The 11,406-nt window shown below is 62.6% G+C and carries 13 protein-coding genes and 1 riboswitch; of the genes, 9 read left to right on the forward strand and 4 right to left on the reverse strand.

The features are described 5' to 3' along the window. Positions 1-5 precede the first annotated feature (5 nt). The 3 genes from NKK47_RS21785 to NKK47_RS21795 are packed head-to-tail and all read right to left on the reverse strand — an operon-like array spanning position 6 to position 2,793. Positions 6-815, reverse strand: coding sequence for an ATP-binding cassette domain-containing protein (locus NKK47_RS21785; protein WP_023679465.1), 810 nt, complete (start codon positions 813-815; stop codon positions 6-8). Then, entirely contained in the window at positions 812-1,690 is an 879-nt protein-coding gene (locus NKK47_RS21790) for an ABC transporter permease (RefSeq protein ID WP_352578221.1), read from the reverse strand. Before NKK47_RS21790 ends, NKK47_RS21785 begins: the two co-directional genes overlap by 4 nt. A gap of 38 nt (positions 1,691-1,728) precedes the next feature. Beyond that, a complete protein-coding gene (locus tag NKK47_RS21795; protein ID WP_023679467.1) occupies positions 1,729-2,793 on the reverse strand; it encodes a putative urea ABC transporter substrate-binding protein in 1,065 nt (354 codons plus the stop codon). Positions 2,794-2,894: 101 nt separating this feature from the next. After that, a riboswitch (guanidine-I (ykkC/yxkD leader) is annotated at positions 2,895-3,010 on the reverse strand. Positions 3,011-3,391: 381 nt separating this feature from the next. Here NKK47_RS21795 and NKK47_RS21800 point away from each other — a divergent pair. The 7 genes from NKK47_RS21800 to NKK47_RS21830 all read left to right on the forward strand — a co-directional run bounded on the left by NKK47_RS21800 (position 3,392) and on the right by NKK47_RS21830 (position 8,911). Continuing rightward, complete coding sequence (locus NKK47_RS21800) at positions 3,392-4,036, forward strand: NADPH-dependent F420 reductase (RefSeq protein ID WP_352578215.1); 645 nt, start codon at positions 3,392-3,394, stop codon at positions 4,034-4,036. Beyond that, complete coding sequence (locus NKK47_RS21805) at positions 4,029-5,528, forward strand: aldehyde dehydrogenase family protein (protein WP_352578216.1); 1,500 nt, start codon at positions 4,029-4,031, stop codon at positions 5,526-5,528. Before NKK47_RS21800 ends, NKK47_RS21805 begins: the two co-directional genes overlap by 8 nt. Further along, on the forward strand, positions 5,525-6,295 hold the full coding sequence (locus NKK47_RS21810; protein WP_352578217.1) for a type 1 glutamine amidotransferase domain-containing protein: 771 nt from the start codon (positions 5,525-5,527) through the stop codon (positions 6,293-6,295). Before NKK47_RS21805 ends, NKK47_RS21810 begins: the two co-directional genes overlap by 4 nt. A gap of 145 nt (positions 6,296-6,440) precedes the next feature. Next, complete coding sequence (locus tag NKK47_RS21815) at positions 6,441-6,785, forward strand: hypothetical protein (protein WP_023679472.1); 345 nt, start codon at positions 6,441-6,443, stop codon at positions 6,783-6,785. Positions 6,786-6,860: 75 nt separating this feature from the next. Continuing rightward, positions 6,861-7,655 carry a helix-turn-helix domain-containing protein gene (locus tag NKK47_RS21820; RefSeq protein WP_352578218.1) on the forward strand — a complete coding sequence of 265 codons (795 nt, stop codon included), beginning with the start codon at positions 6,861-6,863 and terminating at the stop codon, positions 7,653-7,655. A 70-nt stretch (positions 7,656-7,725) separates the two neighbouring features. Further along, complete coding sequence (locus NKK47_RS21825) at positions 7,726-7,917, forward strand: YdeI/OmpD-associated family protein (protein ID WP_031212580.1); 192 nt, start codon at positions 7,726-7,728, stop codon at positions 7,915-7,917. A gap of 184 nt (positions 7,918-8,101) precedes the next feature. Further along, on the forward strand, positions 8,102-8,911 hold the full coding sequence (locus NKK47_RS21830) for an MBL fold metallo-hydrolase (RefSeq protein ID WP_023679475.1): 810 nt from the start codon (positions 8,102-8,104) through the stop codon (positions 8,909-8,911). A gap of 161 nt (positions 8,912-9,072) precedes the next feature. Here the strand turns inward: NKK47_RS21830 and NKK47_RS21835 are convergent, their stop codons facing one another. Further along, positions 9,073-9,942, reverse strand: a complete 870-nt coding sequence (locus tag NKK47_RS21835; RefSeq protein WP_352501394.1) for a LysR family transcriptional regulator — start codon at positions 9,940-9,942, stop codon at positions 9,073-9,075. 235 nt (positions 9,943-10,177) lie between these two features. On the opposite strand from NKK47_RS21835, the gene NKK47_RS21840 reads away from it, so the two are divergent. Together NKK47_RS21840 and NKK47_RS21845 are read left to right on the forward strand one after the other, a co-directional pair. Further along, complete coding sequence (locus tag NKK47_RS21840; RefSeq protein WP_156937304.1) at positions 10,178-10,333, forward strand: YjiS-like domain-containing protein; 156 nt, start codon at positions 10,178-10,180, stop codon at positions 10,331-10,333. 10 nt (positions 10,334-10,343) lie between these two features. Beyond that, a complete protein-coding gene (locus tag NKK47_RS21845) occupies positions 10,344-11,327 on the forward strand; it encodes an aldo/keto reductase (RefSeq protein WP_352578219.1) in 984 nt (327 codons plus the stop codon). The last annotated feature ends 79 nt before the right edge of the window (positions 11,328-11,406 follow it).

Raw genomic sequence — 11,406 nt, forward strand, 5'->3', positions numbered from 1 at the left:
CTCCTTCACGACGCCGTCGTCGCGATTGCGCTATCCAGTCGGGTCGTCCCGACCATCGCGGCCACTTCGGCCACGTCTCGTGCGGAAGCCCGGTGCTTGCGGTCGAGCTTCAGATCGTAGGTGATCGTCGCGCCATAGGCGGACGGGAACTGGGGGTCGTGGCGCACCTTGTCGAAGACCAGCACGCGGGTGCCGAGCTTGAATGCCTCGCCGATATCGTGGGTGACCATGACCACGGTCATGCCGTGCTCGGTCCAGAGCTCGGTGAGCAGCTCATGCATCTCGATGCGAATACCGGGATCGAGTGCGCCGAACGGCTCGTCGAGAAGCAGGATCTGCGGCCGGCCGAGCAAGGTCTGCGCGATCGCCAGCCGCTGCTGCATGCCGCCAGAAAGCGTGGCCGGATAGAGATCGCGCGCATGGCCAAGCCCGACCCGTTCCAGCATGGTTTCGGCTTCTTGCCTGGCGCTTTTGCGCCTGGCGCCGAAGACGCGGCCGAACGGTCCGCCCGAACGGAAGTCCTCGACCAGCAGCAAGTTCTGCAGCGCGGTCAGATGCGGGAACACGGAATAGCGCTGGAAGACGATGCCGCGCTGCGGCGTCGGTTCCGGCACGATCGGCTGGTCGCCGACGACGACCACGCCGCCACTTTGCTGTTCCTGGCCAAGCAGGATGCGCAGGAATGTCGATTTTCCACAACCGCTGGCGCCAACCAGCGACAGGAATTCACCCGCTTCGGCGGAGACATTGACCCGTTCCAGCACGCGGGCGTCGCCGTAGCTCTTCTCCAGCCCATGGACGAGGATCCGGCTCATCTGGTCCGCACCGGATGCGCCCAGGGCGAGATGATGTGAGAGAGCCGCACGAGCAGCCAGTCGGTCATCACCGCAAGCAGCGTGATCCAGGCGACGTAAGGCAGGATGACGTCCATCGATAGGTAGCGACGAACGAGGAAGATGCGGTAGCCGAGCCCCTCGGTGGAGGCGATGGCTTCTGCCGCGATCAGGAACAGCCAGGCCGGCCCAAGCGCCAGCCGTACGCAAGTGATGAGGCGCGGCATGACCTGTGGCAGCACCAGCCTGAGCACCATGGTCCAGCTGTTGCCGCCGAGCGTCTGTGCCTTGGCGACGAGCTCCGGCGGCAATTCCATCACCCGGTTGGCGATGTCGCGCACCATGACCGGTGCGACGCCGAGAGCGATCAAGGTGATCTTGGCCGTTTCGCCGAGGCCGAGCGCAATGAACAGGATCGGCAGCAGCGCCAGTGGCGGGATGACGCAGACAACTGTGACCAAGGGCAGCAGAAAGGCCCTGACGCGCGGGATGAAACCTATGGCGACGCCGAGGCTGAGCGCCACCAGCGTGGCCATGCCGACTCCGGCGAACAGCCTGATCAGGCTGGCATAGGTGTCGGCCCACAGGATCAGGTCGCCGGAGCGCTTGTCCGGCACTGTCGCCAGGTCTGAAAAGGCCGACCACATCTGTGCAGGGGAGGGCAGCAGCTTGTCGCTGGGATTGACCGCCAGCCTTTGCGACGAAGCGAAGAGATAGGCAATCGCCACGGCGGCAAACGGCAGCGTCCCAAGCAGCAACGCTCCGCCGCGCGAGACCGTCGCGTTGATGAGGCGAAGCCGCGCTTTCGGCCTGCTAAGTTGCAGGCGCGCGATTTCGGGGCCTGCTGCGGCCTGCATGATGCCGGTTCCTCTGGCTAGCATGTCGCGCTCCCGCGTCAGAGCGTTCCGCCCGCCGCCTCTGCCATAAAGGCCTGATCGAAGCGCAGCTTGACGTTGTTGACGTCGCCCAGCGTCGAGCCGTCGGGGAAGCTCATGCCGATCACGTCGACGCTCGGCGCGTTGGTACCAAGAATGCCGTGGCTGAACAGGAAGTTGCGCACCAGATCCATGGTCTTCGGCAGTTCGGCGCCGTTGGTGAATGCGACCGCCTTGGCCGGCTCGAAGAACATCGCCGTTGATGCAAGCTGAGCGTCGAAACCGGCAAGATCCGTCCCCGACGCCTTGGCCATCTCTTCCTTGGCCGCCTTGCCTTCGGGCGTACCCGACGTCATCAGCGCCATGGCTTCATACCATGCACCGACAAGCGCCTTGCCCAAGGCCGGATTGTCCTTCAGCGTCGCGGTGTTGACGACCATCATGTCGATGATCTCGCCGGGGATCTCAGTCGAATCGAATACCTTGTGGGCGCCCGGCATGGCAGCGATTTCCGAGACCAGCGGATTCCAGGTGACGACGGAGGTGACGTCGCTGGTGCCGTAGGCAGCGACCATGTCGGCATCGGAGGTGTTCACCACCGTAATGTCCTTTTCGGCCAACTCCACCGTCTCCAGCGCGCGCGCAAGTAGGTAATGTGAGACGGAGAGCTCGACGAGATTGACCTTCTGGCCGGCAATATCCTTGAGCGCGGTCTTGTTCTTGAGGATGACCGCGTCGTTGCCGTTGGAGAAATCGCCGACGATCAAGGCCGTCGTGTCGACACCGCCGCCGGCCGGGATCGAAAGCGCATCCATGTTGGTCATCGAACAGCCGTCAAAGCCGCCGGCCGTGTACTGGTTGATGCTCTCGACATAGTCGTTGATGCGGGTGATCTCGACATTGATGCCGTATTTGTCGGCCCACTTCTTCATGATGCCGCTGTCGGAAAGATAGCCCCACGGCATCCAGCCGACATAGATCGACCAGCAAATCTTGAAGTCTTTCTTGGGCGCCGCTTGCGCGGCTGAGATGAAGGGGAGGCTGAGTGATGCGGCTAGGATGATTGTGGCCAGTTTGCGAAACATTACATACCCCTGTTTGCGATCCGGATTGCGTCCGAACGTCTGTTGGGGGGTTCACGGAGCGCGCATCCGGGAGAGGTTCGCGCCAGCAAACCCGTGCAGGGTTCTCCCGGGATTTTGGCCCGCCGTGTTCCGCCAGATGCCTCAATGCATCTCAAGCGGTCGCGTCTCTTGGACCAGCACCGTGATCGACACGGCCGGAACCCTAGACGCTCTGCACATGAATAACGAAGCAAGGGGCGTGCCAGTCCGGAAAGCCGTCCTGAGGCGGCCTTTCCCCGGATTTGCAGGCAATCGCGTTATGCTGATGCCACAAAAGTCATCGCAACGCCGACGGATTAGGCAAGGAAAATCTAGCGTCAACCAATATGAGCAAGCTTGTGCCCTGGGGACCTCCGCTGATCGCACCCTGCTCTATGGTCGCCCACACATACATGCCCAATAGGGACATGTTCGGGAAGGGCGTGAGCGCGCGGCGGATCCGGATGCCAATTGGCGCCGACCCATGTGACGAGTGCGCCCGATCGTGCAAGGGCAATTCGTGAAATAAGCGCGACTGCAATGATGCTAGGCAAGCCCGATCGCGTGTCGGGAGGCAGTTGTGAAAGTTGCGATCATCGGACCAGGCTCGCTCGGGAAGGCCTTGGCGAAATGTCTTGGCCTCGCCGGGCACGAAATTCGCCTCAGCTTCAGTCGTGACGAAGGCAAGTTGCGCGCAATCGCGGCAACCCTCCGTGTTGGCTTCGGTGCCCCTGACGAAGTAGCGAGATGGGCCGACGTAATTGCCCTGGCGACGCCATGGCCGGCTCTCGAGCTGGCGATGGACGCGCTTGGCGATTTGTCGGGCAAGATCGTCTGGGACAATACCAATGCAGTCGCACCTGACCTTTCCACGATGCTGCTAGGCACTACTACGTCTGTAGGCGAGGAGGTTCAGAGGCGCGCGCGGGGCGCCCTTGTCGTCAAGTGCATTCCGACCTTTGCCGAATTGCTTGACAGGGATGATCCGCGTCTCAACGGCGATCCGGTGACGAGCTATGTCGCCGGCAATGACGCAGATGCCAAGGCGGCGGTTTGCCGGCTTCTCGCCGATCTGCCGACAATACCGGTCGATGTCGGCGATCTCACGGCCTCGCGCCTGATCGAGCCGATGATGCTGCTATTGGTCCAGCTCGCCTATCGGCGCGGGATGGGGCCGACAATTTCCTTCAATCTCATTCGACAGGACGGACGGACTCATGACTGATTATCTACCCGCGCGGCGCAAGGCGATTCCAGTAGGACGTCTGCTGATCGATGGCCAATGGCGCGATGCCGTCAGTGGCGAGACTTCGACGACTTTTGATCCGACCACGGAGGCGGCGATCACCGATATTGCGAAGGCGGACGTCACCGACACGAGCGATGCCGTCGCGGCCGCGCAGCGGGCTTTCGAGCAAGGACCCTGGGCGCGGATGCATCATGAGGAGCGCGCCAAGATCCTGTTTCGCATCGCCGATCTAATGGACGAGCGGGCCGAGGATTTCGCGGTGCGCGAGGCGATGGATATGGGTATGCCCTATCGCGATTTCCGCGATATCATCATGCCGCACTGCTCAGGACTGTTCCGCTTTCATGGCGGGCTCGCCATGAGCGCGATGGACGGCGCCTATCGTACCAGCTACGAACCAAATATCAGGATCCTGACGCGGCGCGAGCCGCTCGGTGTGATCGCTGCGATCACCCCGTTCAATTTTCCCCTCGCGCTGTCCTGTTCGAAAATCGCGCCGGCACTCGCGGCGGGTAACACGGTCGTTCACAAGCCTGCGACCGACACGCCCCTGACGGCCCTCGCCTTGGCGCAAGTGATCCTCGACGCGGGCGTGCCGCCAGGCGTCTACAATCTCGTCACCGGCCCGGGCGGCACCATCGGCGACGCGTTGGTCAACGATGCCCGCGTCGGCAAGATCGCCTTTACCGGGTCGACCACCGTCGGCCAGGGCATCATGCGCAACGGTGCCGGGACGATGAAACACCTGACCATGGAGCTCGGCGGCAAGAGTCCCAATATCGTTTTCGCCGATGCCGATATCGATGTCGCGATACAGGCAGCCTTCTGGGGCATCTTCTGGAACAAGGGCGAAGTCTGCGTCGCCGGATCGCGCCTGCTGGTTGAACGCGCCTGCTATGACGAGGTCGTCGAGAAGCTGAGCGCCATGGCGAAGTCGGCGACGCTCGGCGATCCGCTGGACCCTGCGACGATGATCGGGCCGATCGCATCGCGGGGCGAGTATGACAAGGTCTTGAGCTATGTCGAAGAGGGCAAGCGCACCGCGCGACTGGCCGCGGGCGGCGGCACCCGCCAGGTCAACGGCAAGGGCCTCTTCATCGAGCCGACCATCTTCGCCGATGCGACCAACGACCTAAGGATATCGCGCGAAGAGATTTTCGGCCCTGTCCTGCCGGTGATTCCATTCGACAGCGAGGAGGACGCGATCCGGATCGCCAACGATACGAGCTACGGGCTCGCCTCGGGCATCCAGACCAGCGATCTCGGCCGCGCCTTGCGGCTCGCCGACCGGATCAAGGCAGGCACGGTCTGGCTGAACTGCTGGCACAAGTACCATCCTAATGCGCCGTTCGGAGGTTTCAAGATGAGGGGCTATGGCCGCGAGCAGGGCCGCGAGGCGTGGGAAAGCTACACCCAATACAAGACGATTTGGGCGAATCTTGGCGAACCAGTCGAGATGGCGCGATGAGCGTGCGCGATTCCAACCCACTCGACCCGCGGCATCCTAAACGCGTCGCGATGGTCCTTTCAAACCCGGCTGTGTCAACTACCACAGGCTGGCCGGTCGGGTTTTGGTGGAGCGAGTTAACTCATCCCTGGCTCGCCTTCACCGAGCGCGGATATGGAGTCGCGATCTTCTCGCCTGAGGGCGGCAAATGCGAGGCGGATGCGTTGAGCGACCCGCGCGATCCGTCCGGCTATTCGGATACGGATCTGATCTCGCTCGGTTTCCTGTCGACGCCGAAACTGGCGGCGCTGGTGGAGACGACCCGGCCCATCGCAGAGCTGTCGGTCGACGCGTTCGACGCTATCGTCGTCGCTGGCGGCCAAGCGCCGATGTTCACCTTCGAAGGCGCAACTGAGTTGCAGCGGCTGTTCATCAACTTTTTCGCGGCCGGCAAGGTCGCGGCCGCCTTGTGTCATGGCGTCGCGCTGCTGCGCTACGCTCGCCTCTCAACCGGCGAGCTGCTGGCCAAAGGGCGCACTGTTACGGGTTTCGCCAATGTCGAGGAAGACTTCGCCGACAATGCCGTCTGGGAGATGGGCGCGCTGCCACACGGTACGCATCTGATGCCATGGCGGATCGAGGATGAGATGCGTGCGCTCGGCGCGAATTATGTTCAGGCCGGGCTGTGGCGCGATTTTGCCGTGCGCGACGGCAATTTGATCACCGGCCAGCAGAACTTCTCCGGAGCGGCGACCGCCCGTCTTGTCATCGAGGCGCTCGGTGGCTGAGGACCAAAGACCGCTCCTGTCGGTGAAGTTCGGGAGACAAACTCGCCGTCAGGGCGGGCGATGCCAAACGACATCGGCCCAATAGGATCCGGGTCCGTCCAAGAACTCCACCTCAAACAACCACTATCAGCAGCGAGGATGAACCATGGCCGTAGTGACGACACTTGATATTGCCGGCCTGACGGCCGAAGATTATAGCCGCATCCTCGATCGGATCGGCGTGGAGAAACGGCCCGCTGGCGGCATCTACCAGCACATCGCGCATGCCACAGACGATGGTTATCGCATCATCGAGATATGGGACGACAAGGCAGGCCTGGAGCTCTTCTTGCAGGACACATTGTTTCCCGCCGCACAGGAACTGCAAGTTCAGCGTGAAATGACCATTATGACCCAGACACTGCACAACATCTTTGTGCCCCGGATTGGTGAACTGACTGCCCTGGCAAATGATGCGCCTGGTGGACCAGTCAAACGGGCAAAAGTGTAGGCATCAAGGATCGAGGATGCGGCGATCGATCATCGAAGTCCTGGAGGAACTTGCGTCCGGACGCCCGGTACAACGATGGTGACCGCGGCAAGTGCAAAGAGGTTGTTCTTTCCTGCCGGCGACTATCGCCATGCGCCGGCCGGAGTCGTTCAGCTGCGTGTGATTCGCAGCGGTTCATCCTATGCAGAGATCGATCTTGGCCGCGGGCTGCGGCGCGTCTTCACCCGCCCCGGCGACCTGCTGCTCAGTCTTCCCGAGCGTGCCACGCGGTTCAAGATCGAGGAGCCGCGAGAGCTGACGATGATCACCGTTGACTCCGCGCTGGCGTCAAGGCTCCTGGTATCCGCAGGCGGGACCCCCGAGGACCTGGCAATCCTGACCGATCGACCGATACGCGATTCGCTGGTGGCCGAGTTGTGCCGACGCCTCGAAGGCGACCCGCCAGCCAACCCGATCGTCCGCGAATGGACGCTGGGCCTGGTTTTCGCGAACCTGCTCCGTCTCGGGCATGCACGCCAGCGGCAGCAGAAGTCTCCGGTCCTAACCTCGCAGCGGTTCGACCGGGTCCTCGCTGCGATTGACGGCGATCTGGAAAAGGGGGTGTCGATCGACCATCTTGCCGGAATCGCGGGAATACCACGACGCGCCTTCACCGCCGCCTTTCGCGAGGCGACGCAATTGCCGGTACATCAATTCATTTTACGCCGCCGCGTTGATCGCGCGGTCGAGCTTTTGGAAAATAGCGATCTGCCGCCGGCCGAGATTGCTCAGCACGCGGGTTTCACTCACCAGGCCCATATGAATCGCGTCGTGACCCGATTGAAAGGGCTGTCGCCAGGCCGGCTGCGGTCTCGCAGGCGCGACGGCTGACTTGTGATCTATTCCAGCATCAGGATTCGAATGGCGGAGATGTGAGTTGCTGAAACGTCCGTTGGCTAAGATGCCCGACAGTTTGCGTGCAGAGCTCGAGGCCGCAAATCTGATGACTGCTTTCGAGCAACGGCCTCCCTATCAGCGCAATGATTACTTGCATTGGATCGAGCGCGCCCGTCACCCGGAAACACGCCGAAAGCGCATAAATCAGATGATTGACGAGCTTACGAAGGGAGGAATCTACATGGGAATGCAATAAGAGCTGGCATCGCCGCGAAGCTAGCAGATCCGTCAACGATCATCTTCCGATCCGTGGCCTATCGAGATCGGGTGCTTTCCGCATTGATCTTCATCGGTTTCCCCACGCTTTTGCGCAGATTATGCAGGGAGCCAATAGTGACAATCGAACCTATCCTCCATTTTCGTTTGCGGCAGGTGGCCATATGATCGTGACATCGCAAACCAATAACGTGCTCGGCAGCACGTCAGGGAGGTGGCGCGTCTGGTCGCTCTCGGACGGTTACATCGAGATGCCGGCGGACCTTCTGCGGGACCCGCAGGATAATCCGGTGCCGCAAGCTGCGTTGGCAGGGGCGCTTCGCCTGTCTGTCAATTGCTTCGCGCTCGCAGGTCCAGGCGTTGACGGCGTTCTGATCGACAGCGGAGGAGGGGGCTGGGCTCCGACAGTGGGGCGTCTTGAGCAGGCCATGGCGGAAGCCAAGATCGACCCGGCTTCGATCACGGTCTTGGCGCTCACCCACGCCCATCAGGATCATGTGCACGGACTTTTGACCCCCGACGGCCGAGTGCTCTTTCCAAACTTGAAGGCGATCGCTATTCCCGAGGCGGCTGTGGGGAGCTTTTTCGCTTACGCGCACCTTGCGCAGTTCCGGCCCCTGCTGAAGCCTGTCCAGAATGGCGACCAGGTGGGTGAGCGATTGAGGGCGGTCGCCCTGCCCGGTCATGCTGCCGGTCATACCGGCTACGCGTTCGACTCGGACGAGGACCGTTTCCTATTCTTCGGGGACGTCGTTCATGTGCCGGCCTTGCAGTTCGGCAATCCCGCGTTCAGTTGGGGCTATGACGACGATCAGCTGACCGCGCGCGCAACCCGCCTAAAGGTTTTCAGTGACGCGGCCGAGGCGGGGACGTGGATCGCCGGCGCGCACCTTGGCTGGCCGGGCATCGGCCGCGTGCTGCGTAAGGGCGAAGCATACGGCTATGAGCCGGCAGGAGGACGAGTGACCGGATAGGCGGCCCGGTGCTGATCGGTTTATACCGCTCTCTTCGCCCAAGGCAAGGATCTCGACGAGCAGCGCGTCGCACTCCGGCGTCCTCAACGGCGGCGCTACCATCGTCCGGCCCACCAAAATATCTGATTTTGATCCACTGGCGGCCGATCGATGCCTGAGGCTTACCGGATCGGCGTCTCGCCGCGAAACAGCGGCTGGTGCGCCCGCATCAAGGCGGCGATCCGGTCGGCGACTTTCCGTACCGGCGGGGAATGACGTTCCTCGTGATGGGTGACGATCCATTGGTCGGTTTCAAGTTCGGGGATAGGCTGAGCAACGCGAACCAGCCGCGGATCGCCGTCACCGACGAAGCACGGAAAGACCGAAAGGCCGGCGCCGGCGGCCACCAGTTCGCGCACCGAATGGGTGTTGTTGCCGCGTACGGCGATGCGGTCGCCGTGATGGGCTTGCAGCCAGCGCGCCGAGGCAATGTTTGCGCCTTCGCCGGTGACGCCGACGAACAATCCGGCGGCGATGCCGTTGATCAGGTGACGTCCGGAATAAATGGCGTGGGCGACCTTGCCGCTCTGACGGCCGGCCAGCCACTGCTCGGTCGGGCGCTCGCTGCGGATGCCGATGTCGGCGGCACGGCGGCCGATGTCGACCCGGTCGGTGGTGGTGACAAGCTCTACCCTTATGCCGTCATCGACCGTCCAGATCTCGCCGATATGGGCGGAAACGAAGGCCGAGGTCCATGGCCCGGCCGAGACGCGGACAATGCGGTCGGGCAGGTTTCCCTCGCGCCAGCGGGTCAGCGACTGCATTGCCGCCTCGACGTCTTCGGCGCGCCGCAGCAGTTCCTCGCCGACCGGGGTCAGCCGGTAGCCGGTCTGCTGGCGCACGAATAGAGGTTCGCCGATCTGCTTTTCGAGCGCGGTGACGCGTCGTCCAAGGGTGGCTGCGCTGAGGCGCGTTGTTCCCGTCGCTGCGCTCAAGCCACCCAGCCGCGCAACGTCGAGAAACAACCTCAGATCGTCCCAGCCGATATCCATTTTGCAGAAATGAAAAACTCCTTGCGACCGTGGCTGTAGCGCAAAGCGGGCATCGTGCGCAAGTATGCAGGCATTGGAGGCGTTGGACAATCCTGCCCGGCGGGACAGGGACAAGCGCCTCGGCTGGCCAAGAAGCGAACTGAACCCTTTCGATCGCGCATGCGATTCGCGCAGAGGTTTTGCGCTTCCGACCAACCCAGGCGCGCAGGCATTCTGCGTACCAAAGGAGACGATCATGTTGGATGAACTTCGATACCGTTTCGCCCGCTGGATTGCCTATCGCCAGACGCTTGCGAGCTTGAGGCAGGCCCGGGACAGCACACTGGCGGATGCCGGCATTTCTCGCGAAGAGATCCGCGAGCGTGCCCGCCACGCCAGCTTGCGTCGTTGAGGAGCCGGGCATGCAGATGATGATGCTTTGGGATGGCCGCTCGGTACCGCGCATCGGCATCGGCACCTGGGCGGCGGGTGGCCCCGCGCGTTGGCGTGACACGGCGACAATCTATGGCGAGGTCGACGATATCAGGTCGCAAGCCGCGCTGGCGATGGCTTATGAGATCGGCGCGCGGGTGTTCGACACGGCTGCCGCCTACGGCGCCGGCAATGCCGAACTGATCCTCGGGCGGGCGTTGAGGGGTAAGGACGAAGCCGTCATCGTCACCAAGGTCGGCTATTTCGGCGATCCCGAAACGCGTAAGATCGCACCCGAGGATGCCTCTGCCGCGGCAATCCGGACATCGATCGACAATTCGCGGCAGCGCCTGCAGCGGGATTGTATCGACGTCGTGCTGCTACATATCAACGAGTATCCGATCGAGCGCGCCGGCGAGGTGTTCGATACGCTCGGCCTGTTGCGCCAAGAGGGCAAGATCGGCGGCTTCGGCTGGAGCACCGATCACCGCGAACGGCTTGCCGCCTACGCGCCGCGCGAGGGGTTCGTCGCCGTAGAGAACGACTTCAATGTGTTTACCCCGGCGAACGAGCTGATGGCCGTTGCGGCGCGCGAGAACCTCGTCTCGTTCAGCCGGCTGCCGCTGGCAATGGGGCTGCTCACCGGCAAATACACGCCGGCCATGCGGCTGCCCACCAACGATGTGCGCGGCGGGAATGCCGAATGGATGGTGTTTTTCAGGGATGGCGCCGCCAACCCGCACTATCTGTCAAGGCTCTCGGCAATCCGCGACCTGCTCACCTCGGGCGGACGCACGCTTGCGCAAGGCGCGCTCGGCTGGATACTCGCCAAGTCGGCAATCGCCTTGCCGGTTCCCGGCTTCACGCGGCCCGAGCAGGTCGAGGACAATCTCGGTGCGCTGGAGAAAGGGCCGCTGCCGGCAACGGTGATGGCCGAGATCGACGCCGTGCTGAAAATTGCCGAGACCGCCTAGAGCGGCGGACTTTCATGTGAGTCCATACCCTGCGGCTGCGAAGTAATTTCTGCATTCTATTGGAGAGAAGAGATTGCAG

It is taken from the genome of Mesorhizobium sp. M0019 (genome assembly GCF_040323975.1).
Taxonomy (GTDB): domain Bacteria; phylum Pseudomonadota; class Alphaproteobacteria; order Rhizobiales; family Rhizobiaceae; genus Mesorhizobium.